Raw genomic sequence first — 26,616 nt, 5'->3', positions numbered from 1 at the left:
GGTGACGCCGGGGCATCCCGGCCTTCCCTGCGCGATGGTTTTCACGGCCTCCTTCGTGCTCTTGTGTCCGCAAAATCTGCCAGAATGTGCGAACGGGCGGTTCTCACCAACCGCCCGTCGCTAGATCTGAGCCCGTTCGTGCTCAAAGGCCTGGGAGCCTGACGGGGAGCTAGGGACAGATCCGGTGTGTCTTCCTCAACCCGAACAGTTGCATGGGCTTCGAGCCCGGACGAGCAAGGAAGGGAGTGGATGATGGCACAAAACGATCGCATTGTCGTCGGTATCGATGTGGCCAAGGGCAAGGTGGATGCATGCATCCGCCCGTTGTCGCAACGGCAAACGTTCCCGAGCACCGCAGAGGGGCACCGCAAACTGGTGGCCTGGCTGCGCAAGCACAAAGTAGCCAAGGCGGTGATGGAGGCATCCGGCGGCTATGAGCGGGACTGGGCCAGGGTGCTGCGTCAGGCTGGCATCGAGGTGCGGATTGTCGATCCCAAGCGCGTGCGCAGCTTCGCCCGATCGGCCGGACGGCTCGCCAAGAACGATACGATCGACGCGGAGATGATCGCCTGGTTCGCCGAGACGTTCGACGAAGTATTGGACCAGATCCACGATGCCGCACGCGACGAGCTGGCGGCACTGGTCAAAGCGCGCAAAGCCCTGATTGATCTGAGGACCCGCCTGCAAAGCCAGAACGAACATGCGGTGCCGGGAGCGGTTCAGAAAGCCCACGCTCGCGTCTTGAAGGGCCTCGACATCGAGACGGCCAAGATCGAGGACGCCATCACCGCCACGATCAAGGCCACACCGGCATTTGCCAAACGCGCCGAGATCATCGAGAGCGTGCCGGGTCTCGGCGATGTGGCCTCTGCGGTCCTCCTTGCGGGCCTCCCAGAGCTCGGGACGGTGCGCGAGGAGGTCGCTGCCGCGTTGTTGGGAGCCGCTCCTTATGACGACGACAGCGGCAAACGGCGTGGTGAGCGCCACATCAAGGGCGGTCGGCGCTGGGTCCGCAACGCCCTCTACATGCCCTGTATCGGCGCAGCCACCCAGAGCAACCCGGTGCTCAAGGCCTACTATGAACGGCTGATCGCCAAGGGAAAGCTGAAGAAGGTTGCAGTGATTGCCTGCATGCGCAAGCTGATCGTCATTCTCAACACGATGATTGCACGCGGCGAGAAATGGGATCCCGCCCGCTACGCGTTGCGGTGAACTGATCGAGCGCGCCTCCATGCGCCCGGTCCCGGACCGAGCGCATGCCAAGCCGACAGACCGGCGAGCGGACGGGGTCAAGGCCGTCAGCCGCCGAAGGCGGGGGCGCGTCTTCGCGCCAGCCTTGAGGCCGGCCGATCGGCGGTCTACTTCAGCACAGTTGCTCCCCGGGGAGCGATGCACTATTGCCCCCGTCGCCTTGCGGATGACTGACGCTGCGGGCCCGGTCGGACCGCAACGTCACCGCAAGCCTTGGCGCACAGACCCCGGGCGTCGGGACCACACGACTTCTCCGTCCGCGCACATCCTCGCTGGGCTCTCCACGGCTGGCGTGCGCTCACCGTCGAGGCCATTCGAAGACGCTTTCAGCGCCGTGTCGTATCGCGCCTGTCGCCGCTCACGGTTTTCCGCCCTGCAGCCACCATTCGCGCCGACGCCGTCGCGGCCACCGCATCCCATCCCGCGCTTCGTGACGATCGCGATACGCCCTCTTGTGGAATGGAACGAAACGGGAACATAATGGGGTGGTGGGGGTGTGTCAATGAGAATTTTTAATAAACCGAATTTTCTGAAATTGAAAAATGGTAACGAGTGTGGTGCCAAATGATCAGGGTCGGAGAATATATCGTCGATGATCGCAGCCCGTTTCGCGATTGGCTCGAACGACTTGATCCGCAGGCCCGCGTCACGATTGCGGTCGCGATGGAGCGGCTGGCCGATGGCAACAGGTCAAACGTCAAGTCCATTGGGGAGGGGGCCGCTGAACTCAAGATCAATCGTGGCCCTTGGCTACCGGGTTTATTTCGGCTGGAACGGTAATTCGCTGGTTATTCTGTTGGGAGGCGGCACCAAGCAGAGACAGCAAAACGATATCGATACGGCGTTACGCCGCTGGCGTGATTACAAGTCAAGAGCACGATAGGGAGAAGGTGATGCCATTAACTCGGAGTTTTCGTGATACCGTCCGTGCGATGGCGGAGCGCGATCCCGCCTTTCGCGAAGCGCTGTTCCTGGAGGCGATGCAGGGCCTGTTGCAAGGGGACGTCGACTACGGCCGCACGGCATTACGCACTTACATCAATGCGACCATCGGTTTCGAACGGCTGAGCGAGGTGATTGATCGTCCGCAAAAGAGCCTGATGCGGATGTTCGGACCGCGCGGCAATCCGACGGCCGAGAACCTGATGGCGGTGATCCACGCGCTTCAGAAGGAGACCGGCATGCATCTTGAGATACGCGCCGTCGCGGATGCAGCGTGATGAGGCCGCCGCTCTCTACACCGTCATTGCGAGGAGCCCTTCGCGACGAAGCAATCCAGAGTCTTTGTGTTGAGGGATTCTGCATTGCTTTGCTTCCGCCCTCGAGCTTCGGCGGACAAGCCGCCCGCACCAAGCCGGGCGAGCATCCGTTCGAGGCCATGCTGCTCGAGCTCGGCATCAAACACCGCTACACCCGGCCCTATCGGCCGCAGACCAACGGTAAGGTCGAACGCTTCTGGCGCACCCTCGATGACGACGTCATCGACGGCGCGACCTTCGACAACCTCGACCACTTCGCCAATGAACTGTTCGAGTACCTCGTTTACTACAACAACCACAGACCCCATCAGGCCTTGGCAGGACAAACCCCCAAGGCCTTCGCCGCTACCAAGACCACCGCGATCCAATCAGCGAATTAGTGAACATCGACAGCAACGACGGAGCGTGGAGAGGCAGCGTCGTTACGATGGCGCAGACCGGAGCCGAAGCTCGCAGCCCGCACCTTCACCAAAACGCATGCGGCCTCCGGCAGGGGAGCTACCGGAGGCCGCGTAGTACATCGTCGTTCGCGCCTAGGTTTCGCGAGCACGATGTGGGAGCTCTTGAAGGGCTTAGAAGGGCAGGAGCACGTCCATGACCTGCTGACCGTAGCGCGGCTGCTGCACGTCGGTGATCTGGCCGCGGCCGCCATAGGCGATGCGGGCCTGGGCGATCTTGGTGGAATCGATGGTGTTGTCGCTCTGGATGTCCTCGGGGCGGACGATGCCGGCGACGATCAGCTCGCGAATTTCGAAGTTGACGCGGATCTCCTGCTTGCCTTCGACGACCAGGTTGCCGTTCGGCAGCACCTGGGTCACCACGGCGGCGACGTTGGTCTGCAGGGCTTCCTTGCGGTCGACGCTGCCCTTGCCCTCGCTCTGCGAGGTCGAGTCGGCGGTCAGGACGCGGCCCGGCAGGATCTTGTTGGCCTGGGTGATCGTTTGGGCGCCGATGAAGTTGGTGATCCCTGAATCTTCCTTGTTGGTGCGGCTGCGCGAGGTGTCGTTCTCGATGTTGGCCTTGTCGGTGATGTTCACGGTCACGGTGAGGAGATCGCCGACCTGGCGGGCGCGCTGGTCCTTGAAGAAGGCGCGGCTGCCGTTGCGCCAGAGCGAGTTCGGATTGTAGGAGGCGACCTCGGGCTTGGGCATCGGCATCTGCACCGGCTTGTAGCCGGGCTGCGTGGTCGGATTGTCGATGGCCGACAGCTTCGGCTGCTCGCCGATCTGCGACAGCCGGTCGATCGAGGAGCAGCCGCTCGCCAAGGTGCAAGTCGCCAGCAGCAGGGCAGAGATCGCGATGCGACGAGGGCGGGAGGCCGAACTGAACGTGGACATGAATCTACTCTGACTTGGCTGGAGCTTGCGAGAGGCGAACTTGCGGAATCTGGGCTTGGGCGATCTCGGCTGCGGGCGCCTGGATCAGGCTCTGCGCCAGGGCAGCGGCCGCCGGCACGTTGTCGCGCTTGACCGACGAGGTCTGCTCGACCGCCGGCGCCATCGGCGCGGACTGGCTGGCGCCCTGGACGGTCACCTGGCCGCGGCCGGTGACGATTCCGGTCAGCGTGCGCTTGGACTGCAGATTGAGCACGCTGACGGTGTCGCCCTCGGCGCCGCTCTCGATCGCCTTGCCGCGCGTGGTGAGATAGAGGCCGGGCACCTGGTAGATGATGGTGACGGCCTGATCGCGCACCACGAAGTCGGGTCGGACGAGGTCGGCGGCGCGGATCGGCGTGCCCGCGCGCATTCCACGGCGCAGCTGCATGCCGATGCTGCGATCGCGCGAGGCAGGCTCGCCGGCGACCTCGGCCTTCGGCCGGCGCTCCAACGACAGGTCGGAGGATTTCAGAAGCTCGGCGCGGTCGATGTCGCGGGTCAGCACGGCCACCTCCACCGTCTCGATCGCGGTGCCGGTGAAGCGCAGCTTGGTCGGCGCGGCATTGCCGTCGTTGGCGATCTCGAAGGCGATGTCGAAGCGGCCGCTGCGGGCATCAAAGCGGGTTGCGACCGGCTGCAGCGCGCCGTTGTTGGAGGCGTCCAGCCGCATCTCGGCGACGTTGCGGTCGAACGTGATGGTGATGTTGGCGGCGTCTCCGAGGCCGAAGCGGCGCTCCAGCGCCGCGGCGACCGCGTTTTCGATATCCTTGCTCGCGAGCGTGCGGGCGAGGCGGGTGACCTGGACCTCCTTGATGTCGCCGGTCATGACGCCGATCACCTGCTTGGCGCGCAGTACCGACAGCACCTGGCCGACCGTCAGCGTGCCGGTGGTGCCGAGATCGGGCGAGCGGTAGACCGGGATCAGCGCGGCCGATCCGGCGTTGTCGATGAGATCGCCGACCCGCACCACGTCCGAGGTCACCGTGACGCTTGCGCGCAGCGTCGGCGCGGCGATGAAATCGTCTGCGGCCGCTGCCGGCAAGGCCAGCGCGAGAAGGGTGGAGATCGTGGCGAGGGTGGCGCGGATCATCGTCATCACCTCAGCGGAACAGCGCCGTGGTCGATTGCATCATCTGGTCCGCGGCGCTGATCACCTTGGCGTTCATCTCGTAGGCGCGCTGGGCGGCGATCAGATCGCTCATCTCCGAGACGACGTCGACATTGGCCTGCTCGAGGCTGCCTTGCGTGATCTTGCCGTAGCCCTCGGAGTTCGCGGTGCCGTCCTGCGGCGCGCCGGACGAGGGCGTCTCGGTGAACTGGTTGTTGCCGACCGGCTGCAGGCCCGCCTTGTTGATGAAGCGGGTGATGCCGATCTGGCCGACGATCGAGGAGGTCGAGGAACCCGGCAGCGTCACTGAGACCTGGCCCTGCTCGCTGACGGTGATGCCCGAGGCGTTGTTCGGGATGGTGATGGTGGGCTGCACCGGGTTGCCCTGCGCGGTGACGACGCGGCCCTGATTGTCCATCTGGAAGGTGCCGTCGCGGGTGTACTGGAAGGTGCCGTCGGGCATCAGGATCTTGAAGAAGCCCTCGCCCGAGACGGCGAGATCGAGGTCGTTGCCGGTCTGCGACAGCGTTCCTTGCGTCATGCTGCGCGGGGTGCCGACGGTCTTGACGCCGCCGCCGATGTCGACGCCGACCGGCAGGATGGTGCCCTGGTCGGACGACTGGGCGCCGACGCGGCGCACGTGCTCGTAGATCAGGTCCTGGAATGCCGCCGTCTGCTTCTTGAAGCCGGTGGTGCGCAGGTTCGCGATGTTGTTGGAGATCACCTGAACGTTGAGTTCCTGTGCCGCCATTCCGGTCGCTGCGGTGTGAAGCGCCTGCATCTCAGTTCTCCTTCAATCAGGCCGGAACGTCGGCGAGCTTATCGATCGCCGATTTGTGGAGGTCGCTCTGCTGCTGCAGCAGATTGGCGATGGCGGTGTAGCTGCGCATGACTTCGACCATGCGGGTCATCTCGCCGACCGCATTCACGTTCGACTTCTCGATGTAACCCTGCTGCAAGGTGGACTTGGTGTCGGCCTGCTGGTTTGCCGAGCCGGCGGCATAGAGATTGGCGCCGAGCTTGGTCAGCTTGGCCGGATCGTCGAACGACACCATGCGGATCTTGCCGCGGATCGAATCGGTCCGCGCCGTACCCTCGAGCACCGTGACGGTGCCGTCGGGCGCGACATTGATGTCGTGGTCGGTCGGCTGGAAGGTGATCGGGCCGGCATTGCCGAGCACGAGATTGCCGTCCGCGGTGACGAGCTGGCCGGTGCTGTTGAGCGAGAACTTGCCGTCGCGGGTATAGAGCTCGCCGCCATTGGCTTGCACCGCGAAATAGGCGCCGCCGTTGATCGCCATGTCGAGCGGATTGTTGGTCGGCTCCATCGGCCCCTGGCCGATGTCGCGGAAGGTGCCGCGGTCCTGGACATAGGAGACCCGGCGGTCGCGACCGATGAAATTGTCCTCACGCGCGTTCGAGTTCAGATACTCCTCGAACAGCGAATGGTCGGCCTTGAAGCCGTTGGTGTTGGCGTTGGCGACGTTGTTGGCGATGACATCCATCTGCCGCTCCAACGTCATCTGCCGTGACAAGCCGATCAGAAGCGCGTTCTGCATCGGAATTCTCCCCTGAGTGGATCTGCCATTTCGCTCTCCCAAGCGCCTTGGCGGACCCCGTGACCGAGACCGTGGGGTTCTCCCAAACCGTGCAGTCTCGGTCCTCTCTCAGCGAAAGCCGTGCCAAACCAAAAAGATATGTTTTGTCAATAGCTTGCAGATGTTTGAGAGGCGCGAGCGGGCGGCAGAAAGGTTCTGTTAGCCATGTTTGCCCGGCAGATTTTTCCTAGCAGAGGCCCAATCGAAAGATTCCGTTAACCATTATTACCGTAGCGTTTGCGCATCAGAGGAGCGCATTGCGCTGGGGCATTCGTATCGCGTCATTGTCTGCCAGGAGGCTTCGCTCTTTCGACCCTTTGAGAGATGAACGGGCGCGGCAACGATGGCAGAGAATGAGGAAGGCGGCGCAGCCGCTGATGGCGCGGAAGCCGCTCCGCCGAAGAACAAGCTCAAGCTCATCATCATGGTCGTCGGCGTGCTCGCCGTCCTCGGCGGCGGCGCCGCGACCTGGTTCTTCTTCCGTCACGGCGGAGACGAGCATCACGCCGAGGCTGCGCCGCCGCCGAAGCCGCCGGCCTTCGTCGACGTCCCCGACATGATGGTCAACCTTGCCGGCGCGCCGGGCGAGCGCGTGCAATATCTGCGGCTGAAGATCGTGCTGGAGCTGAAAGAAGAGAAGCAGATCGAGGCGATCAAGCCGACGATGCCGCGCGTCACCGACATCTTCCAGACCTATGTGCGCGAGCTGCGCCCGTCCGACCTCAACGGTTCGGCCGGCATCTTCCGCCTCAAGGAGGAGCTGACCAAGCGCGTCAACGCGGCGGTCGCCCCGATCCAGGTCAGCGCCGTGCTGTTCAAGGAAGTCGTGGTCCAGTGAGCATGACGGACTAGGGATCATGGCGGGCAACGACCAAGTCGACCAGGATGCAATTGCCGCCCAGTGGGAGGCCTCGCTCGATAGCGAGGATCCCGCCGAGGCGGCAAAGGCTGCCGCCGAGAACGAGCTCTCGGAGACCATGGCCTTGCAATGGGCGGCCATGGTCGAGGACGGCAGCCGCGATCTCGGCAGCGGCAAGAATTCCGGCGAGCGGGTGCTGTCGCAGGAGGAGATCGACAATCTCCTCGGCTTCACCGTCGGCGACGTCACGCTCGACGACCATTCCGGCATTCGCGCGATCATCGATTCGGCGATGGTGTCCTACGAGCGTTTGCCGATGCTCGAAATCGTCTTCGACCGCCTGGTGCGGTTGATGACGACGTCCTTGCGCAACTTCACCTCCGACAACGTCGAAGTCTCGCTCGACCGCATCACTTCGGTGCGGTTCGGCGACTACATGAACTCGATCCCGCTGCCCGCCGTCCTCACCGTGTTCAAGGCCGAGGAGTGGGAGAACTTCGGCATGGCGACGGTCGATTCCAACCTGATCTATTCGATGATCGACGTGCTGCTCGGCGGCCGCCGCGGCACCAGCCAGCTGCGCATCGAGGGCCGGCCCTACACCACGATCGAGACCGAGCTGGTCAAGCGGCTGGTCGAGGTGGTGCTGGCCGACGCCGAGCAGGCGTTCCGGCCGCTGTCGCCGGTGACCTTCACGATCGACCGGCTCGAGACCAATCCGCGTTTCGCGGCGATCAGCCGTCCGGCCAACGCAGCGATCCTGGTGCGCCTGCGCATCGACATGGAAGACCGCGGCGGCAACGTCGAGCTGCTGCTGCCCTACGCGACCATCGAGCCGATCCGGGGCGTCCTGCTCCAGATGTTCATGGGCGAAAAGTTCGGCCGCGACCCGGTCTGGGAAGGCCATTTCGCCACCGAGATCGTGCAGGCCGAGATCGCGGTCGACGCGGTGCTCTACGAGGCCGACATTCCGCTCAAGCAGCTCATGCGGCTCAAGGTCGGCGATACGCTGCCGCTGGACATGCGCGCCGACGCCAACGTCACCGTGCGCTGCGGCGATGTCACGCTGACCGAGGGGCGGATGGGCCGGGTCGGCGACCGTGTCGCGATCCGTGTGACGAAACCCTTGCGCAAGCCGAGTACGACACTTGCGATGTTCGAGAAGGTGGACGAGCAGAACAAGATGATGGAGGCCCCATGAACCACTCCCTGGGAATGGCGATCGAGACGCTGGTGGCTATCCTGCTGATGCTGACGATCGTCTACTGCGTCATGCTCAACAAGCGCCTGACGCGGCTGAAGGCGGACGAGCATTCGCTGAAGGCCGTCATCGGCGAGCTGATCACCGCGACCGAGATCGCCGAGCGCGCGATCGGCGGGCTGAAGCTCGCCGTGCGCGACGTCAACGAGAACCTCGGCAGCCAGCTCGCCGCCGCGACGCAGATGTCGGACCAGCTCTACAAGCAGCTCGGCGAGGCCGACAACGTGGTGCGGCGCCTGTCCAAGATCGCGATCGCCGCGCGCCCCGTCGCCAATCAGGAGACCGCCGCTGCGCCCGCGGCCAAGCCGTCGACCGCGAAGGCGGTGGCGGCCGCCGCCGAAGCCTTCTCCGAGCGCCGACGATCCAACGGCCTTGCCGCATGAAGCCCGGGTATGAAGTCCTTTCGTAACATCCGCGTCATTCCGGTCGTCCTGCTCGCCGTCGCAGGCCTCGCCACGCTGAAGGTGGCGGGCCTCGCGATCAACGGCGGCTATGTGTTCGACTACAAGCCGAACCAGACCAAGAAATCCTGGGCGCAGGAGAACCTGAACTTCCCCGGCCGCGAGGACCCCGACATCACCGGATCGACCCATGGCGCGCCGAAGGAGGCGCCCAAGCCCGCCGCGCCCGAGACCAAGCCCGAGGGCACCGTGGTCAAGGTGGAGGAAGGCCAGCCGCAGGTCTCGGCCTCCGAGCGCGCGATCCTGGAACGGTTGCAGGCGCGGCGACAGGAGATCGAGGCCCGCCAGCGCGAGATCGACATCCGCGAAAGCCTGCTCAAATCGGCCGAGAAGCGCATCGAGTCCAAGGTCGAGGAGATGAAGGCGGTGGAAACCCGCATCTCCGCGACGCAGGCCGAGCAGAAGGCCGCCGAAGCCCAGCGCATGAAGGGCCTCGTGACCATGTACGAGGGCATGAAGCCCAAGGATGCCGCGCGGGTGTTCGATCGGCTCGAAATGGGCGTGCTGATCGAGATCGCCTCGGCCATTGCGCCGCGCAAGATGTCGGACATCCTGGGGCTGATGTCGCCGGAGGCCGCCGAGCGCCTGACCGTCGAGATGGCCCGCCGCGCCAATGGCGGCGGCGACCAGTCCGCTTCGGCCGGCGAATTGCCCAAGATCGACGGCAAGCCGACGCAAAAGCCGAATTGAGGGCTCGAGGCGAAGCGCGCTTTCGATCCGCGCGCTGCCGCGCGATCGTTCGACTGGAGCCCAGCGAAACGCCTCGTGCGTTTAATTCGCGAAGGCCTGTTGCACCCTGCGAACAGGCGGGCGCAACTGCTGCTCCACCTGAGCGAGGATATTGACCTGCTGCTTGACCAGCGACGCCTTTGAGACGCGGGTCACGAGCTGCAGGGTGCTGTGGCAACAGGCGCACTCATAGGTCTTCAGGGCGTATCCTTTGGCGATCGGAACGATCGCGACGACCGCTCTTGCCCTGCTACACACAATGCAACCGGCTTCTCCGCTCATTGATTACCCCCAGAGTTAACCAATGCGATTTGCATCGCCGAGATCGACATCTGATTCAGAGTCGCGCGCAAACCGCAAGGCCCCGAAGGTTGACACGGCGCGCGCTCGGCAACCCGTCAAGCCAGCAATCGGACTCCCGTGGCGGATGCAGCCGGAGCGGGCGGCATCCTCTGGGACTGCGATGAGTTGACGCGTGCAGGTGTGAAGTGGCGTACAGTGGCGCTCGAGGCGCCGTCCTACGCTTCGGCCATTCGCAGTCGGCAGCGCAGGAGGAGGCCATGAACTACTCGTCCGCAGCAGAGCGCGTCATCGAGGCCGTCAACCGGCTGCTCATAGCGGCGATGACATCCGCATGGACATCCGCGCTGAGCCATCAGCATGCGGCGCCGCCCGATGGCGACGACGGCAACGACGATGAATCTTCTCTCGGCGAAGAGAGCTCCTCGGCGCCCGATGGCGCCGGGAAGCAACACTAAGATGCCATTGGCTCGGGGGGCGTCACACGATCAGATCATGCAAGCCGTGGCCGTGAGCTGCAACTGGCCCATGAGGCGGATCACCATCGGGCGGAGACGGTTCAGCCGTGAACGCCAGCTCCGACCCGGGGACTCCTCCCGCGTGGTCGTGATGACCGGCGAGGTCTATCAGATGATCCGGCACCACGCTGTGCTGTGAGCCCTGCGAAGCGTTATCCTTGAAGTGGAATGAGTCGCCGAGCTGCTGCGTCTCGCTTGCGGGCGAGTGGCCGGCGCCTCCGGTCGATGACTTCGAAAGGCTTGGGTTGAGCGCCGTGTCTGCCGGGTCATCGCTGCTACGACCGTGGGCATGAGCCGCCTGGTCGGCGCCTCCCGGGGGAGAGACGCCGTGATTTCCAGCATCGTTCCCGAGCGCAAGCCCGCGCCCGGCGTGCTGTTCGGCGGCAATATGATCAAAATTCAGCGCGGCGATGGCAATGTCAGCCATCTGGCCAGCTCCAATCGCGCCATTCTTGCCAGCCGCCGAGGCCGTGTCGAAGTCCGTGAAATGGAAGACAAAGCTGGCCTCCGTCGGTGCGGCGACGGATTGCAACGTCGGAGACGGTCCGCTGGCCGAAGTAGCTCCCGCATCAATGCGGGACGTTTCAGTCGCGGCCGTTTGCATCGGATCCGAACTGGAGATGCTGGAATATTCAGTTCGTCCGATCTGGTCCGAAGTTGAATCCAGGTTGTAGGTCGGCTCGCTTGACTGGATTGCCGGACTTCCGTCTGCGAGGAGCGTGCCGTCGCCGCTTCCGGAATCGGACGAGATCTCGGCAGTGGTCGTCAGTACCGCGGCCGCATCACTCTGCGCGATAGCGGTGAGGTCGGAGAGCTCGCTGGCAGCTGCGATCACGGGTGCGGCCGCCGGCGCCACGATGAAGTCCGAGGCATCAACGGTTGCAATCCCCTGCAAATGGATTTCGAGCAGACTGGAATCGCCGATGTGCAGGGTCTGGTCCGTTGGATTGACGTACACGATGGTTTCATTCGCCGCGCTGTCATAGATCCAGGCGATCGTATGTGCCGGCACCGTCGTGCTGGTCGAGTTCAGCGCCAGGATGGCAAACCCAAGCGCGCCAAAGGCGGTCAGGTCGATCTTGTCCGATCCCGACGCGAAGTCGGTGATGGTGTCGAACTGACTGGTGTTGGAATCGGCGACGAACAAATATGCGAAACGGTCGTTCCCATTGCTGCCGGTGAGTTGGTCCGCACCAAATCCGCCGGTTATGGTATCGGCGCCGTTGTTGCCGTTGATTGTATCGTTTCCCGAGCCGCCGTAGATGACGTCATCGCCGTCGTTGCCCTTGATCGTGTCATTGCCGGAGCCGCTGTAGAGAACGTCCGCTTTGCCGGTCCCGTTGACCGTATCGTTGCCGGCCCCCGCATAGATGACCTGACCTGTGCTGCCGCCGCCGGCAATGGTTTCGCTCCCCGGCGTTCCGTACACGTTCGGTGGATCGGTTATCACGATGGATCCGGTGGCCAGATTGTCAAAATCGTTGGGGTCTGCATCGCTGGCGCCATGAATGGCGACGGTCACCGTCTGCGTCGTACCGTCGATCGCACTGACCGTGAATGTGTCGGTCAAGGTGTCGCCGACATCGAGAGCCTGAACCACGCTGTTGTTGTTGTCGAGGGTGTAAGTCCACGCGCCGGCTGCGGTCATCGTGAAGGTGCCGTATCCGTCGTCGCTCGCGGTCGGCGAAGAGACTGCGGTGAACGTATTCGGCGCGTTGTCGACGTCTGTATCGGTCAGCGTGCCGGTCGCGATCGGAGCGCCGAGCGAGAAGGTTCCTGCCTCGGTCACTGAGCCGGTCGTGGTGCCGGAAATCAGGGCTGCGTCGTTGCTGCCGAAAATGGTGATCGTCACCGTCTGCGGCGTGCCGTCGAGGCTAGTGACAGTGAAACTGTCGGTGAGTGTATCGCCGACATTGAGCGCCTGCACCGCGCCGCTGGCATTGTCGAGCGTGTAGGTCCACACGCCGGCCGCGGTGATCGTATAGGCGCCATAACCGCCCGTACTTGCCCTTGGCGAACTCACTGCTGTGAAAGTATTGGACGCATTGTCGACATCGGCGGCAACGAGCGTGCCCGTTGCGCTCGGCGCGCCGGCTGTCGAGTTGGCAACGCCTCCGGCCTCGGTCACCGATCCGGCGGCTGTGCCGGAAATCACGGCAGCATCGTTGCTGCCGCGGATGGTAATCGTCACCACTTGGGCGGTTCCGTCCAGAGTGGTCACCGTAAAGCTGTCGGTCAGTGTCTGGCCGGCATTGAGCGCCTGCACCGCGCTGTTGGCGTTGTCGAGCGTGTAGGTCCACACGCCCGCTGCCGTCATGGTGAACGTGCCGTAGCCGGCCGCGCTCGCCGTTGGCGAGACGACTGCCGTGAATGCATTTGCGGTCGTGTCGACGTCGGTGTCGGTGAGCGTGCCGGTCGCGGCAGGCGTTCCGGGATTCGCATTGGCGATGCCGCCAGCCTCGATGACGGCGCCGGTCGTCTCGCCGGAGATGACCGCTGCATCACTGGCTCCCTGGATGGTGATCGTCACCACCTGGGGGGTGCCTCCGATCGTGGTCACCGTGAAGCTGTCGGTTAGCGTTTCACCGGCATTGAGCCTCTGCACAGCCGGGCTGGCGTCGTCCAAGGTGTAGGTCCACACGCCGGAGGCCGTCATGGTGAAGGTGCCGTAGCCACCGGCGCTCGCTGTTGGCGAGCTCACTGCGGTGAACGTATTGGGGGGATCGTCGACGTCCGTGTCCGTGAGGGTGCCGGTCGCAACGGGCATGCCAGGCGTTCCGTTGGCGGTGCCGCCAGCCTCGATCGTAGACCCTGTCGTGGTGCCGGAGATGAGTGCGGCGTCGTTGACACCGTTGATGGCGATCGTGAAGGTCTGGCTGACAGAGGTAACTCCGTCGGAGGCGGTGATAACGAAGACGTCGGTCGTGGGCGCCTTCAGCGCGTTGATTGCGGCATCGTCAGGCACGAAGCTGTAGGCGCCGCTCGTGCTGTTGACGTAGAGCACTCCATAGGGGCTCGCCTTCCACAAATCGTATGTCACTCCGCCCAGGACCGTATTGCCGGCACTCGCTCCGACGACGCCAAAGCTCAGCGTACCGCCACCGGTGCCGCTGCTGGCACCGAAGGTTCCTGTCGCTGCAGCGAATGTATCGAACACCACGGTGTCGAGCTCAGTTGGCCCGGCTCCGGTGCTGAGACTCGGTGGTACCGGTTCAGGAGGCGCCAGAGTGATGAATGGCAGCGTACTCGGCGTAATCTGCAGCGCAGGCGCATCCGGCTGGATGAAATTGATCGGCTGCAGTGACTGGGATTTGACGAAGGGGGGCGTGCTTGAGCCATGCGGCCCCTGTCCTTCGAGATTGGCGAGCACGTCCTGTTGCGCGGCGCGCAACTCGTCCATGCGAGCAGACGTGTTCGTGACCTGATTGATACTGATGCTGGAGCCCACCTTCTTGAGCACGATCGTCTCGCCGGGATCTTCGACGATGATGCGCCGCGGGATCCGTTCCTTGGTCACGAGCTCGAATGCGCCATGCGCAAGGTCCTTGTAAGTGATGGAGTCGTCATCCAGGAGCGTGACGTCAGGGTCCGCGGCTTCGGCATTTCGTCCGAGCGAGAAAGTCAATGCTGCAAGCGTCAGCATTCCTGGGCCGCCCGCGTGACTCCGGGCGCGAATGCCTGCAATCGGCGTGTTCTGGAGAGGCCGGGTTTCTGCCAGCCGGGCTGGTGAGGAAGTCAAGCTCCCTCGGCTCACGATGCCACTGGCTCGCGTGAGCGTACTGCAACCGATCACTGTCTGAATGTGGCCGATGATTTGGACGGGCAAGGCCATTGCGGGCCCGGTACCAACCTGGATGTCGGATGCTGACATGGCTCGACCTCGCCTGGGTGATCGATTCAGGCTCGGCGTGCTGCAATGGTTCTATCGGGGCGGCCCTCGCCAAGGGACAAATATCCTGGGCGCTGGCAGCCGAAGGCTTGCCCGCCGAAATCATCAAGTCTGCTCTCGAGAGATGCGTTGCGCGGCGACGGTGACGCCCCGCCATTCGCGCATTCCTCCTGCCAAAGTGATTAAATCAACAAACGAGACGTATTTAATTTAGGCATTTACGCAGTGCCGCAACAAATTAGGCCTGTTAAACAAATTAAACAAGAATTATGTTTGTTGTGACTGCGCGCCGGGGTTCAAAAAATGAGCCGCCGACGGCGACAGGATCTCTCAAGAAAGGGGGGATCATGTGCAGATCTAAAATAACCGGTGTGGCGGCGGGCCTCGTCTTGGCGCTTTTGAATTTCTCGCCGAGTGCGGCTCAAGCGCAAATCGATTCCGCCGGGCCCGCCGTCACCAGCTCGTCTTCCAAACCGATTGGGAAGGTGGTGGCGGCCACAGGCTCCGTCACGATCGAACATGCGGGCGCAGTGATCGTTCAAGCGAATGTCTCGAGTGAGCCCGGCCGGGCCAAGACGGGTGATCCCGTATATCTTGGTGACGTGGTGCTGACCGGAAACGACAGCCGAGTCGGGATAAATTTTAGCGACGGCAGCTCGTTCAATCTATCGAGCAATGCCCGTATCGTGCTGGATCACTATGTGTATGAGCCGGCCGGCAAGTCCAATGCATCCCTGTTCAGCCTCGCCAAGGGAACGTTCACTTTCGTTGCGGGCAATGTTGCGCAGACCGGCGACATGAAGGTCGATACGCCCGTTGCCACGTTGGGGATCCGAGGGACGACGCCGCACATCGAGATTTCGGATGACGGGTCAGCCAAATTTTCGACGCTGATCGAAGAGGGCAAAAGCAAGCTCCTGAAGAAGCCGCCGGCAGGCGCGGCGCCGGAGCCCGATCGAAGCGCCAATCGCAGGCTCATTATCTGTCGGGGGTGCTGAGACCTTTGCTTGGCCGAAGCCGCCGTGATGCCGGCGCAGGGTCCGGCCCGGCAGAGAGACAAGATGAGTGCTTCGTTGGCCTCGGGATTTGACGCCTGGTGTGAAAATGACCGCACGAGCCAGTGTCATCAGGGCAGTGATGCTCGTTCTCATCGTCGGACTGTTCGGTTCGTCGGGCTTGGCGCAGACGCCGAGGAAGGGCAGCTCACTCAAGAATATCGAACTGTGTAACGGGTCAGATCGCGCCTCGCCCGAGGCTCGGATCGAAGCCTGCACGGCGTTTATCGATGCGGCCGAGGGGAGCGCAAACGGCTTCGCCATCGCCCACAACAACAGGGGCAATGCCCGTAGCGCCAAAGCCGACTACGAAGGCGCGATCAAGGATTTCCTTGAAGCGACCCGGCTCAACCCGAATTATGCGAAAGCCTTCAACAACCTCGGCGTGGCCTATCTGAGGACGGGCTCGCACGACCTCGCGCTTGGCGCTTTTCAAGAGGCGCTGAAGCTCAACCCCGACTATGCCACGGCTTTTGCCAACCGTGCGGCAGCGTACATGAAGAGGAATGCGTACGACCGTGCGGCGCAAGACTATGACGAAGCAATTCGCCTTGACCCGAAGCTGGAGGCGGCGTGGAGCGGACGCTGTTGGGCCCGAGCCGTCCTCGGCGCCTTGCAGGCTGCGATGGAGGACTGCGACATGGTGCTTCGATCGGGAGCGGGCAACGCCGCGACATACGATTCTCGAGCCCTGATAAACCTGAAAATGGGACAATTCTCCGCGGCTATCGACGACTACAATTCGGCGCTGCGGTACGCGCCCAAGCTGGCGAGCGCGCTGTACGGTCGCGGGGTAGCCAGGTTCAAGCTCGGCGACGCCGATGGCGGTAACAGCGATATCTCGGCGGCCAGAAGAATCGAGGCTGGAATCGCCGAAGACTTTGTCCGCTACGGGGTGCCGCAAAGGGACTGACCAACCGCGACGGCACCGTCGTGCAGCCGTTAACAACTGCTTAACCGCCTGCGTCTCAAATTCGAACTGGCGGGTCTGCCCCCGCTCGATCCGGCACGGCGTGCTGTTCCCAACGCAATCAAGAGATAGCATTAACAAGTCCTTAATGGGCGAGACCTACAGTCGACGGCACCGCCGGCGCCATGCCGGCATGACCGCCGAACCGGAAGAAATGCCGCCAATGGCGCGAGAGGCTGCCGCTGGATTTGAGTCGCGAGCCCGCGCATTGGCGTGGGGCTTCTCGCGTCATGCCCGCGCGGCAGCCTTGCTGGCGGCCTGTTTCCTGCTTGGCCTCGCGGCGCCGGTCCGGGCAGCCGATCCGATCAGGGGCGAGGCGACGTTTTCAGCCGGTGGCGGCTTTGCCCGCCTCGTCATCAAGCTCGGCGAGGACGTTCCCTCCGAGGTGACCACCGCGGGCTCGATTCTCATCATCCGCTTCGACCGGCCCGTCGACGTTCCCGTCGACCGCGTGCCGGAAGGCGCGCCCGACTACGTCAACTCCGCCCGCCGCGACCCTGACGGCGGCGCCATTCGCCTGTCGCTGGCGCGGCGCGTCACCGTCAACACCATGAACGCCGGCGAGCGCACCTTCGTCGACCTGCTGCCCGAGGGCTGGAAGGGACCGCCGCCGAGCCTGCCCATGGACGTGGTCAAGGAGCTTGCCGAGCGGGCACGCGCGGCCGAGCGTGCGTTGCGCGCCCAGCGCGCCGCTGCGGAGGCCAAGAAGCGTCCGCAGATCCGCGTGCGTGCCTCGGTGCAGCCGACTTTCGTGCGCTTCGTGTTCGAGATGCCCGAAGGGGTCGGCGTCTCCTCCGTCCTCAACGAGCAGAAGCTCACGCTCGTGTTCAACGCCAATCTCAATTTCGACCTGGCGGACGCGGTCGTCGCAGCCCCGCCGAACGTCGCCTCGATCAAGCAGAAGTCCGATATCGACCAGACCAATGTCGAGATCGCGCTGATCGGCGATTCCGACGTGCATTCGTTCCGCGACGAGAAGAACTATGTCGTCGACGTCTCCTTCCAGCCCGACAAGAGCAAGTCGGCGGCAACGCCCGAGGCGGCGATCGCACAGATGAAGCCGTCCGGTCACGGGCCGGCGGCTGCCGCTGCGCCCACGCCGGAAAAGCCCGCCGCCGAGAAGAAGGACGCCCATCGCGAGATCGCGCCGCCGACCTCCGAGACGATCGCGCGCGAGGCCAAGATCGACATCAAGCCCGAGGTGAAGGTGGAAGCGCCCGCCGCGCTGCCGCCCGCCGAAGCGCCGAAACCGGCAGCCGCTCCCGCCGCCGAAGCGGCGCAACCTCCGGAGGGGCCCAAGGAAGCTGCGAAGCCGGCGCCGCCTGCGCCGGCGGCTGCGGCTGTCGAAACGGCCAGGGAGATCGCGAAGGAACCGGTCAAGGATGCCGCCAAGGATGCCCCCAAGGTTGCGCCGGCCGAGGCGCCGATCGCGCCAACGATTGCCAGCGTCGATGCACGCCGCGACAGCGACGGCTTGCGCGTGACGTTCCCGCTTCAGGTTGCAACACCAGCGGCGGCGTTCCGCCGCGGCGACACCGTGTGGCTGGTGTTCGACACGCCCAAGCCCGTCGATATCGAGGCGATCCGCACCAAGGGCGGCGCGATGATCGGCGAGGTCGGTCGCATCCCGCTCGACAAGGGGCAGGCGGTGCGCATCCGTCTCACCCGCCCGCTGGTCTATTCGCTGACGAGCGAGGAGGTCGGCAAGGAGACCAACTGGATGTTGACGCTCGCCGACAAGATCCAGGCGACGCCGCTGCCGCTGATGATGTCCCGCAACATCACCGATCCCGCGCTCGCCAACATCGCGATCCCCTTCGCCAATCCGGGCCTGCTGCACAAGCTCACCGATCCCGATGCCGGCGACACGCTCTATGTCGTCACCGCGCAGCGGCCGGTGCGCGGTTTCATCAAGCGGCAGGACCTCGTCGATCTCTCGCTGCTGGAATCCGCGCACGGCATCGCGATCCGGCCGAACTCCGACGAGGTCGGCGTGGAGGTTGGCTCCGACAAGGTGATTCTGGGCAAGAAGGGTGGATTGACGCTGTCGCCGGTCGACATCTCGGCCGAGCGGGCGCCGACCGCAGTGCGCCCGATCTTCAGTCCCGAAGGCTGGCGCAAGGGCCAGTCGGAAAACTTCATGGCGCGCCAGAGCGAGCTGATGACGGCGATTTCGGCGGTCGAGCCGGCGCTGCGTTCGCTGCCGCGGCTCGATCTCGCGCAGTTCTACATGTCGCGCGCCATGTATCACGAGGCCAAGGCGGTGACCGACGTGATGCTGAGCGATCCGCTCAACAAGGAAGAGAGCGGTGCGCTGATCATGCATGCGATCGCCAGCATCCTGATCGGCCGGACGGCGCAGGGCCTGAAGGATCTCGCCAATCCAGCGATCGGCAACAGCCACGATGCCCAGCTCTGGAAGGCGCTCGCCTATGCGCGCCAGGGTAAATGGGCCGATGCGCGCGAGAAGTTCAAGAACGTCGAATTCGCCATCGCCTCGCTGCCGCTCGACATCCAGCGCATCGTGACGATGGACGCGATGCGCGCATCCCTCGAGGTGAAGGACTATGCCGGCGCCTCCAAGCGCCGCAGCGAGCTCGAGGTGGTCGGTGTCCCGCCCGAGGTCGCGCCCGGCTTCGCCGTGCTGCGCGGCAGGCTCGCCGAGGCGCTCGGCCACGACAAGGATGCGCTCGACGATTACAAGTTCGCGGTCGCCTCGAACGACCGTCCGGCTGCGGCCGAGGCCAAGCAGCTCGAGGTCGCGCTGCGCCAGAAGCGCGACGAGATCGGCAAGGAAGAGGCGCTGCGCGAACTCGAGACGCTGTCGATGACCTGGCGCGGCGACGCGATCGAGGTCAAGACGCTGCAGATGCTGTCGCGCCTCTATGCCGAGAACGGGCGCTACCGCGATGCGCTCACCGCCGCGCGCACCGCGACCAGGCTCCAGCCGAACGCCGAGGCCTCGCGTCAGGCGCAGGATCTCGCCTCCGAGCTGTTCACGCAGATCTTCCTCGGGCCGAAGGGCGACGAGCTGCCGCCGGTCGAGGCGCTCGGGATGTTCTACGAGTTCCGCGAGCTGACGCCGATCGGCCGCCGCGGCGACGAGCTGATCCGCCGGCTCGCCGACCGTCTCGCCGCGATCGATCTGCTCGACCAGGCTGCGGAGCTCTTGCAATACCAGGTCGATCATCGCCTCGAAGGCGCCGCGCGCGCCCAGGTCGCCGCGCGCCTCGCCATGATCTATCTCGCCAACCGCAAGCCCGACATGGCGATCACTGCGCTCCGCGCGAGCCGTATCAGCGATCTCTCCGGCGAGCTTCGGCAGCAGCGCCTGCTGCTGGAGGCGCGCGCGCAGAGCGACGTCGGCCGTCATGATCTCGCGCTCGACATCGTCTCCAACGTCGCCGGGCGGGAGGTGCTCCGCCTGCGCTCCGACATCTTCTGGGCGGCCCGGCGCTGGCGCGAGTCCGCCGAGCAGATCGAGCTCTATTACGGTGACCGCTTCCGCGACTTCAAGCCGCTCAATGCGGTCGAGAAGAGCGACATCATCCGCGCCGCCGTCGGCTACGCACTCGCCGACGACTCGATCGGCCTGTCGCGCTTCCGCGAGAAATACGCTCCGCTGATGAGCGAGAGCGCCGACCGTCTCGCCTTCGACATTGCGAGCAAGCCGGCCGCAGCCTCCAGCGCCGAATTCGCCGAGATCGCCAAGCTCGCCGCCAGCGTCGATACGCTCGAAGGCTTCCTGCGCGAGATGAAGCAGCGCTTCCCCGACGCCACGGCCCGCGCCCCCGGCGCGCCGCAGGCCAAGGACGCGAGCGACCACACCGGCTCGCTGCCTACGATTCCGGTCGTGCGGCAGATCAAGATGACGCGGTAGAGCTAGGCGGCCTTCCATCCTCCGTCATTGCGAGCCCAGCGAAGCAATCCAGAATCTCTCCGCGGAGGCAGTCTGGATTGCTTCGTCGCAAGCGCTCCTCGCAATAACGGGGAGGGAGCGGAGGCGATCGGCGAGGGCGGAGGGGATGCAGGCATTGCCCGAAGCCCGCCCTCACCCCCGTAACTCTGCACCAGGCTCCCCGCCACCAGCGACCAGCCGTCGACCAGCACGAAGAAGATCAGCTTGAACGGCAGCGAGATCGTCGCCGGCGGCAGCATCATCATGCCCATCGACATCAGCACCGAAGCGACGACGAGGTCGATGATCAGGAAGGGCAGGAACAACAAAAAGCCGATCTCGAAGGCGCGCTTCAGCTCGGAGATCATGAAGGCGGGGACGAGAATGCGCAGTGCGAGATCGTCGGGCGTGGCGGGCGGCGGCTCGCCCGAGAGATCCAGGAACAGCTTCAGGTCCTTCTCGCGCACGTTCTTCTGCATGAAGCCGCGCAGGGGCACGGAGGCGCGCTGGAGTGCATCCTCGACTCCGAGCTGGTTGGCGACGAGCGGGCGGATGCCCTCGTCATAGGATTTCTGCAGCACCGGGCCCATCACGAAGAAGGTGAGGAACATCGCGAGCGCGATGATCACCGAGTTCGGTGGGGCGGTCGCGGTGCCCATCGCGGTGCGCAGCAGCGACAGCACCACCACGATGCGCGTGAACGACGTCATCATGATCAGGATCGACGGCGCGATCGAGAGCACCGTGAGCAGCGCGATCAGCTGGATCGCGCGCTCGGTCACGCCGCCGCCGGCGCCGCCGCCGAGATTGATGCTGATGTCCTGGGCATGCGAGGGCATCGCGAGCGAGGCCGCACCGACCAGGACAGAAAAGAAAAGAACTCTACGCGGGAGGGCCGGCAACCTCACGAAGACGGCTTCGGACGGCCGAGCAGGGAGGCCATCTCGTCTTCGAGATTTTCAAAGCTGGTCTTTTCCGCGGCCGGCTTCGCGGGCGGGGCGGGCGGCGCCGGCGGCTCGCCGCGAGCGGCGCGGGGGAGCGGGCGGCGGCTCGGGCGCAACCGGAGGCGCAACCGTTTCCCCGGCCGGGCGGCGCAGGGCAGCCTCCAAGCGCTGCGCCATTTCGGCGAGATTCTGCTCGGCGCTCGAGGGCGCAGCAGCCGGCGCCGGCGGCGGAACGGGCGGAGCCTGCGGCACAGGCGGAGGCGGCGGTGGTGCAGCGGCGCGCTCGGCCCGCACCGGCGGCATCTTCATCGGCTCACTGCCGCGCGGCGGACGCGGCATCAGCGGCGGCTCGCCGCGGGCGATGCGCGGCGGCAGCGGCTCGGGCCGCGGTTCGCGCTCGGGACGTGGCGCGCTCGGCTCCGGCGTAAAGCCGCCCAGGGCAGGCTCGCTGCGGCGTTCGGCCAGCGCAGGCGCAGGCCGGCGCACTTCGTCGGCGAAGGAGGGGCGCGCGGGCCGCGGCGGCGGCTCGGGCATTTGCGGCTCGGGATGGTCGAGCAGCTCGGGCCGCGGCGCCTCGTCGGCCCAGCCGCCGGCATCGGGCATCGGGGCAAGGCGCGGCGGTTCGGCGGCATTCGGACGTTGCGGGATCTGGTCGCGGCTGGGCGCGGCGCGAACGATGTTGGGCTCGACGACGATGTCGGTCGGGCCGCCGATCATCAGCAGATGCTCGACATTGTCGCGCCGGACCAGCACCAGCCGGCGCCGGCCGTCGACCGCGGCGGCGTCGATCACGGCGAGGCGGGGCATCCGGCCGCGCTGGGTGTTGGCGCCGATGCGGCTACCGGCGAATCGGCGAACCAGCCATGCAGCGACGCCGATCAACGCCAGCACGACGATGAACGCGACGATGAAGGTGATAGGGCTGCCTTGCATACTTGTCCCCGACAAATGGCGCTTTTCTCGTGCCCATGGTCAGTTGCGCCGACCACCGGCGGACGATGCCCCAAACTGCGATTTCTTAACGTTCCACGGCAAGTTTTGCCGTCCCCAACTCTTAATAACCCATGAATCGCCCGATCCAAAACGACTTCTTGCCCTGTGCACGCGCCGCCAAACGGTTGGGTTAATGCCACTTTTCGCGGCGTCGAATCGCGGGGGCGCAAAAATCAGTTTTGGCCGGGACAGGCGCCGCGAGCCTCCCTTAACCAGCTGTTAACCATACAGGCGGCAAATTCTGCCTAGCGGCGGTCCCTGGGGTCCGTCCGGGGCGGAGGGAGCCGCGACGATGTCCATCAACGACCTTCCGGTGCTGTCGGCGCTTCGCACCAAGATGCAGTGGCACCAGGAGCGCCAGCGCGTCCTGTCCGAGAACGTCTCCAATTCCGACACGCCGAAATTCCGGCCGCGCGACCTGGTTGAGCCGAAGCTCGACAAGACCGGCGCCGTCACGGGGTCCATGGGGCCTTTGGCCATGACCCGGACCAGCGCCTCGCACATGACGCCGTCAGGGGCGGCTTCCGCCTTCGACCAGAACAGGAACGCCGGTTTCGAGACCCGCCCTGCCGGCAATGCCGTCAATCTCGAGGAGGAGATGATGAAGGCCGCCAGCAACCAGATGGATTACGCCGCGGCGACCTCGCTCTATTCGAAGAGCCTGCGCCTGCTCAAGACCGCAATCGGCAAAGGTTAGACCTAAAGGAGGCGGATCATGGCAAACGACAGCAGCGACTTCGCCCGCTCCATGGCAATCGCGACCTCGGGCCTGCGCGCGCAGGCCGGGCGCATGCGGGTGATCTCGGAGAACATCGCTAATGCGGATTCGACGGCGCAGACCGCCGGCGGCGATCCCTACCGGCGCAAGGTGCCGACCTTCTCCTCCGCGCTCGACCGCACCCTCGACGCGCAGGTCGTCACCCTCGGCAGGATCAAGCCCGACCAGTCCGCCTTCCGCGTCAGATACGAGCCGAACAATCCGGCTGCGGATGCGAGCGGCAACGTCAAATATCCCAACGTGAACTCGGTGGTCGAGATGACCGACATGCGCGACGCGCAGCGGTCCTACGAGGCCAATCTCAACATCATCAGTGCGACGCGCCGGATGATCCAGCGCACGCTCGACATCCTCAAGGGCTGAACAGGACATTTGAGCCATGGCATCACCGACAATCGCCGCCAATGCTTACGCCAATCTCGCCCGCGTGCTGGAGAACAGCGGCGCCGGCAAGGGCAGCGAACCGAACGGGCAATCCTTCGCCGCGCTGCTGAAGGATGCCGTCGGCAGCGTCATGGAATCCGGCCGCAAGTCCGACGCGCAGACGGTGGCAATGGCCGCCGGCAAGGCCAACGTGATGGACGTGGTCACGGCGGTCGCCGACACCGACGTCGCGGTGTCCACGCTGGTCTCGGTCCGCGACCGCGTCATCGCGGCGTATGAGGACATCATGAAGATGCCGATCTGATTAGAAGCGAATGGTGAGTGGCGAATAGCGAATGGCCAGCTCTGGCCACCATTCGCTACTCGCCATTCGCTACTCGCTTCTCGCGCCTTCCTCTAACCCCATCGGAACCTCCAAATGACCGGACCCGAAACCCTCGACGTCGCGCGTGATGCGATCTGGACCATCGTGATCGTGTCGTCGCCGCTGATGGTGGTTGGCCTCGTGGTCGGCGTCATCGTATCGCTGTTCCAGGCACTGACGCAGATCCAGGAGCAGACGCTGATCTACGTGCCGAAGATCCTGGCCATCTTCGCCACGATGCTATTGGCGCTGCCGTTCATGGCCGACTCGCTCCACGCCCACATGCTGCGGATCTCGTCGCGAATCATCGGCGGCTGAGGCACAATGCGTCGTGCGGTGGATTTGACATTCGCCCTGGGGGCTCCGCGAGTCGCGTTGGCGAATGTCAAATCCAATAGCCGCACGACTATTGATATTTGCGAATGCCTCTTTGGCTCCAACATTCGCAAAAGTGCCTGCCGCGATGGCATGCGGATGTTGGAGCCGAGGCATTCGGCTATGCGCATCGACGTCTCGCTGCTGCCGGCGCTCGCCGCTTCCTTCATGCTCGCCTTCGCCCGGGTCGGCGCGATGGTGATGCTGCTGCCAGGGCTCGGCGAGACCAACATTCCGACGCGGATCAAGCTGTCGATCGCGTTGCTGTTGACGCTGATCATCCTGCCGCTGCATCGCAATGCCTACCAGGTCGACATGGGCTCGCTGGCGCCGCTGCTGGTGCTGATGCTGCATGAGATCGCGATCGGCATCGTCTTGGGCGCGACCGCGCGCGTGACGTTGTCGGCGCTCCAGGTCGCGGGATCCGTGATCGCGCAGCAGATGGGGCTCGGCTTCGTCACCTCCGTCGATCCGACGCAGGGACAGCAGGGTGTGCTGGTCGGCAACTTCCTGACCATGCTGGGCGTGACGCTGCTGTTTGCCACCGACAGCCACCATCTGGTGATCGCGGCGCTGAACGACAGCTACACGATCTTCTCGCCGGGCGAGACCGTGTCGAGCGGCGACGTCGCCTCGCTCGCAACGCGCGCCTTCGCCGCCGCGTTCCGCCTGGGCCTGCAGCTCTCCGGGCCGTTCCTGGTGTTCGGCCTCGTCTTCAACATCGGGCTGGGTGTGCTGGCGCGGCTGATGCCGCAGATGCAGGTCTATTTCGTCGGCGTGCCGCTGTCGATCTTCGCGGGTTTCCTGGTGCTCGCCGTGGTGCTTACCGCGATGATGGGCACCTTTCTCGACTATTTCATCGGTGTCATGCACCAGATGATGCCGCTCAAGTGACGGGGATCCTAGTGCCGCCGATTTGAAGTTCCTGCAGTGCGAGCCGCGAGTCCAACCAGGAACTTCAAATCGATCAGCGGCACTAGAAAACTTAGAGTCTTGTAGCGCCCTTGTGCTTTCCGAAGTTCGTGCACAGGCGGCGGCGAGGGTGACGAACTTCGGAAAGCGGGCGCTACGTGGCGGAAGACAACGATCCCGAAAGTCAAACAGAAGACCCGACGCAAAAACGCCTCGACGATGCGCTTCAACGCGGCGACGTCGCCAAGAGCCAGGAGATCAACACCTGGTTCATGATGGCCGGCGGCGCGCTCGTCGTCTCCACCTTCTCAGGTTCGGTCGGCAGCGGGCTGCTGACGCCGATGCGCAACCTGCTTGCCAATTCCTGGATGATCAAGACCGACGGCAAGGCTCTGCTGGCGCTGATGCAGCAGATCGAACTCGCCGTGCTTGCCGCGGTCGGCGTGCCCCTGTTGATGCTGGTGCTGGCGGCCATCGCCGGCAACATGCTGCAGCACCGCCTGGTCTGGTCGGCTGAGTCCCTCAAGCCCAAGTTCAACAAGATTTCGCCCGGCGCCGGCTTCAAGCGCATTTTCGGCAAGCAGGCCGCCGCCAATTTCCTCAAAGGCATCGGCAAGCTGGTCGCGCTCAGCGTGGTCATGACCATGATCCTGTGGCCGGAGCGGCACCGCATGGAGGCGATGGTCAGGCTCGATCCGGCCGCGATGCTCGGCGCCAGCACCAGCCTGACCATCCATCTGCTCGGCGCGGTGGTCGCCGCACTCGCGATCGTCGCCATCGCCGACTATTTCTTCCAGTACCGCAGCTGGTTCCAGCGCCAGAAGATGTCGCTCCAGGAGATCAAGGAAGAGTTCAAGCAGTCCGAAGGCGACCCGCACATCAAGGGCAAGATCAGGCAGCTGCGGCAGCAGCGCGCGAAGAAGCGCATGATGGCGGCGGTTCCCAAGGCCTCCGTGATCATCACCAACCCGACCCACTATTCGGTGGCGCTGTCCTACGAGCGCGGCATGACCGCGCCGATCTGCGTCGCCAAGGGCGTCGACAACCTCGCCTTCAAGATCCGGGAGATCGCGCGCGAGCACGATATCCCGATCGTGGAGAACGTGCCGCTGGCCCGCGCGCTCTACGCCACCGTCGACATCGACCAGGAAATCCCGACCGAGCACTACCACGCCGTCGCCGAGGTCATCGGCTACGTCATGCGCCTGAAGCGGGGATTTGGCGCCGGACGGGGATAAAACACCCGAAATGTACCGGAAATGGCCGTAATCTGGGAATCAGCGTACCTTTCGCCCCTGCTGCCCTTGCACCTCAGGGTCCGATTCAGGCAGGGA

General features: G+C 64.5%; 23 protein-coding genes and 3 pseudogenes. 18 read left to right on the top strand and 8 right to left on the bottom strand.

Going from position 1 to position 26,616, the window contains the following annotated elements; translation table 11 throughout:
• The first annotated feature begins 249 nt into the window (after positions 1 to 249).
• The 4 genes and pseudogenes from N2604_RS29015 to N2604_RS39830 all read left to right on the top strand — a co-directional run.
• Positions 250 to 1,212 carry an IS110 family transposase gene (locus N2604_RS29015; RefSeq protein ID WP_260369938.1) on the top strand — a complete coding sequence of 321 codons (963 nt, stop codon included), beginning with the start codon at positions 250 to 252 and terminating at the stop codon, positions 1,210 to 1,212.
• 603 nt (positions 1,213 to 1,815) lie between these two features.
• Positions 1,816 to 2,031, top strand: a complete 216-nt coding sequence (locus tag N2604_RS29010; protein ID WP_260371469.1) for a hypothetical protein — start codon at positions 1,816 to 1,818, stop codon at positions 2,029 to 2,031.
• Positions 2,032 to 2,144: 113 nt separating this feature from the next.
• Positions 2,145 to 2,471 (top strand): DNA-binding protein, encoded by a 327-nt coding sequence (locus tag N2604_RS29005; protein ID WP_260371468.1) that lies wholly within the window; start codon positions 2,145 to 2,147, stop codon positions 2,469 to 2,471.
• A gap of 176 nt (positions 2,472 to 2,647) precedes the next feature.
• A pseudogene (locus N2604_RS39830) lies at positions 2,648 to 2,890 on the top strand (integrase core domain-containing protein); the annotation flags it as partial.
• A gap of 192 nt (positions 2,891 to 3,082) precedes the next feature.
• On the opposite strand, the gene flgH reads toward N2604_RS39830, so the two are convergent.
• The 4 genes from flgH to flgF are packed head-to-tail and all read right to left on the bottom strand — an operon-like array spanning position 3,083 to position 6,553.
• Positions 3,083 to 3,847: a flagellar basal body L-ring protein FlgH gene (flgH, locus tag N2604_RS28995; protein ID WP_260371466.1), complete on the bottom strand. Its 765-nt coding sequence runs from the start codon at positions 3,845 to 3,847 to the stop codon at positions 3,083 to 3,085.
• 4 nt (positions 3,848 to 3,851) lie between these two features.
• Positions 3,852 to 4,976 carry a flagellar basal body P-ring formation chaperone FlgA gene (flgA, locus tag N2604_RS28990; protein WP_260371465.1) on the bottom strand — a complete coding sequence of 375 codons (1,125 nt, stop codon included), beginning with the start codon at positions 4,974 to 4,976 and terminating at the stop codon, positions 3,852 to 3,854.
• A gap of 10 nt (positions 4,977 to 4,986) precedes the next feature.
• The gene (flgG, locus tag N2604_RS28985; RefSeq protein ID WP_260371464.1) at positions 4,987 to 5,775 is read right to left on the bottom strand and encodes a flagellar basal-body rod protein FlgG; all 789 of its coding nucleotides are present in this window, start codon (positions 5,773 to 5,775) and stop codon (positions 4,987 to 4,989) included.
• Between the two features lie 16 nt (positions 5,776 to 5,791).
• Positions 5,792 to 6,553, bottom strand: coding sequence for a flagellar basal-body rod protein FlgF (gene flgF / locus N2604_RS28980; RefSeq protein WP_260371463.1), 762 nt, complete (start codon positions 6,551 to 6,553; stop codon positions 5,792 to 5,794).
• Positions 6,554 to 6,935: 382 nt separating this feature from the next.
• Between flgF and fliL the strand changes: the two genes are divergently transcribed.
• Genes fliL through N2604_RS28960 form a run of 4 tightly spaced genes read left to right on the top strand, consistent with a single transcriptional unit; the run spans position 6,936 to position 9,863 of the window.
• Positions 6,936 to 7,430, top strand: a complete 495-nt coding sequence (gene fliL, locus N2604_RS28975; RefSeq protein WP_260371462.1) for a flagellar basal body-associated protein FliL — start codon at positions 6,936 to 6,938, stop codon at positions 7,428 to 7,430.
• Between the two features lie 19 nt (positions 7,431 to 7,449).
• Positions 7,450 to 8,652, top strand: coding sequence for a flagellar motor switch protein FliM (gene fliM / locus N2604_RS28970; protein ID WP_172782877.1), 1,203 nt, complete (start codon positions 7,450 to 7,452; stop codon positions 8,650 to 8,652).
• Positions 8,649 to 9,095 (top strand): DUF6468 domain-containing protein, encoded by a 447-nt coding sequence (locus N2604_RS28965; RefSeq protein WP_260371461.1) that lies wholly within the window; start codon positions 8,649 to 8,651, stop codon positions 9,093 to 9,095. The genes fliM and N2604_RS28965 overlap by 4 nt, the downstream gene beginning before the upstream one ends.
• 9 nt (positions 9,096 to 9,104) lie before the next feature.
• On the top strand, positions 9,105 to 9,863 hold the full coding sequence (locus N2604_RS28960) for a MotE family protein (protein ID WP_260371460.1): 759 nt from the start codon (positions 9,105 to 9,107) through the stop codon (positions 9,861 to 9,863).
• 81 nt (positions 9,864 to 9,944) lie between these two features.
• Here the strand turns inward: N2604_RS28960 and N2604_RS28955 are convergent, their stop codons facing one another.
• On the bottom strand, positions 9,945 to 10,184 hold the full coding sequence (locus N2604_RS28955) for a hypothetical protein (RefSeq protein ID WP_260371459.1): 240 nt from the start codon (positions 10,182 to 10,184) through the stop codon (positions 9,945 to 9,947).
• 278 nt (positions 10,185 to 10,462) lie between these two features.
• Between N2604_RS28955 and N2604_RS28950 the strand changes: the two genes are divergently transcribed.
• A complete protein-coding gene (locus N2604_RS28950; RefSeq protein WP_260371458.1) occupies positions 10,463 to 10,660 on the top strand; it encodes a hypothetical protein in 198 nt (65 codons plus the stop codon).
• Positions 10,661 to 10,682: 22 nt separating this feature from the next.
• Here N2604_RS28950 and N2604_RS28945 read toward each other — a convergent pair whose 3' ends face one another.
• The gene (locus N2604_RS28945) at positions 10,683 to 14,363 is read right to left on the bottom strand and encodes a VCBS domain-containing protein (RefSeq protein ID WP_260371457.1); all 3,681 of its coding nucleotides are present in this window, start codon (positions 14,361 to 14,363) and stop codon (positions 10,683 to 10,685) included.
• 635 nt (positions 14,364 to 14,998) lie between these two features.
• Here N2604_RS28945 and N2604_RS28940 point away from each other — a divergent pair.
• The 3 genes from N2604_RS28940 to N2604_RS28930 all read left to right on the top strand — a co-directional run bounded on the left by N2604_RS28940 (position 14,999) and on the right by N2604_RS28930 (position 20,514).
• Positions 14,999 to 15,607: a FecR domain-containing protein gene (locus N2604_RS28940; protein WP_260371456.1), complete on the top strand. Its 609-nt coding sequence runs from the start codon at positions 14,999 to 15,001 to the stop codon at positions 15,605 to 15,607.
• Between the two features lie 106 nt (positions 15,608 to 15,713).
• Positions 15,714 to 16,577 (top strand): tetratricopeptide repeat protein, encoded by an 864-nt coding sequence (locus tag N2604_RS28935; RefSeq protein WP_260371455.1) that lies wholly within the window; start codon positions 15,714 to 15,716, stop codon positions 16,575 to 16,577.
• Positions 16,578 to 16,797: 220 nt separating this feature from the next.
• On the top strand, positions 16,798 to 20,514 hold the full coding sequence (locus tag N2604_RS28930; protein ID WP_260376326.1) for a tetratricopeptide repeat protein: 3,717 nt from the start codon (positions 16,798 to 16,800) through the stop codon (positions 20,512 to 20,514).
• Between the two features lie 173 nt (positions 20,515 to 20,687).
• On the opposite strand, the pseudogene fliP reads toward N2604_RS28930, so the two are convergent.
• Both fliP and N2604_RS28920 read right to left on the bottom strand, forming a co-directional pair.
• Positions 20,688 to 21,440 (bottom strand): annotated as a pseudogene (gene fliP / locus N2604_RS28925) (flagellar type III secretion system pore protein FliP); the annotation flags it as partial.
• Positions 21,437 to 22,409: pseudogene (locus N2604_RS28920) on the bottom strand (flagellar biosynthetic protein FliO). The pseudogenes fliP and N2604_RS28920, both read right to left, overlap by 4 nt.
• 352 nt (positions 22,410 to 22,761) lie before the next feature.
• Here N2604_RS28920 and flgB point away from each other — a divergent pair.
• The 6 genes from flgB to flhB all read left to right on the top strand — a co-directional run bounded on the left by flgB (position 22,762) and on the right by flhB (position 26,520).
• A complete protein-coding gene (flgB, locus tag N2604_RS28915; protein WP_260371454.1) occupies positions 22,762 to 23,166 on the top strand; it encodes a flagellar basal body rod protein FlgB in 405 nt (134 codons plus the stop codon).
• 18 nt (positions 23,167 to 23,184) lie between these two features.
• Complete coding sequence (gene flgC, locus N2604_RS28910; protein ID WP_260371453.1) at positions 23,185 to 23,610, top strand: flagellar basal body rod protein FlgC; 426 nt, start codon at positions 23,185 to 23,187, stop codon at positions 23,608 to 23,610.
• Positions 23,611 to 23,626: 16 nt separating this feature from the next.
• Positions 23,627 to 23,935, top strand: coding sequence for a flagellar hook-basal body complex protein FliE (fliE, locus tag N2604_RS28905; RefSeq protein WP_172782888.1), 309 nt, complete (start codon positions 23,627 to 23,629; stop codon positions 23,933 to 23,935).
• A 114-nt stretch (positions 23,936 to 24,049) separates the two neighbouring features.
• Positions 24,050 to 24,313, top strand: coding sequence for a flagellar biosynthesis protein FliQ (fliQ, locus tag N2604_RS28900; protein WP_011088555.1), 264 nt, complete (start codon positions 24,050 to 24,052; stop codon positions 24,311 to 24,313).
• A 180-nt stretch (positions 24,314 to 24,493) separates the two neighbouring features.
• Positions 24,494 to 25,264, top strand: a complete 771-nt coding sequence (fliR, locus tag N2604_RS28895; protein WP_027575944.1) for a flagellar biosynthetic protein FliR — start codon at positions 24,494 to 24,496, stop codon at positions 25,262 to 25,264.
• A 176-nt stretch (positions 25,265 to 25,440) separates the two neighbouring features.
• Positions 25,441 to 26,520: a flagellar biosynthesis protein FlhB gene (flhB, locus tag N2604_RS28890; RefSeq protein ID WP_260371452.1), complete on the top strand. Its 1,080-nt coding sequence runs from the start codon at positions 25,441 to 25,443 to the stop codon at positions 26,518 to 26,520.
• Positions 26,521 to 26,616 lie beyond the last annotated feature (96 nt).

The organism is Bradyrhizobium sp. CB1015 (assembly GCF_025200925.1).
In the GTDB taxonomy this organism is placed as follows: Bacteria; Pseudomonadota; Alphaproteobacteria; order Rhizobiales; family Xanthobacteraceae; genus Bradyrhizobium.
The sequence above is the reverse complement of the archived record's forward strand: the minus strand, read 5'-3'. Positions and strand labels throughout refer to the sequence as shown.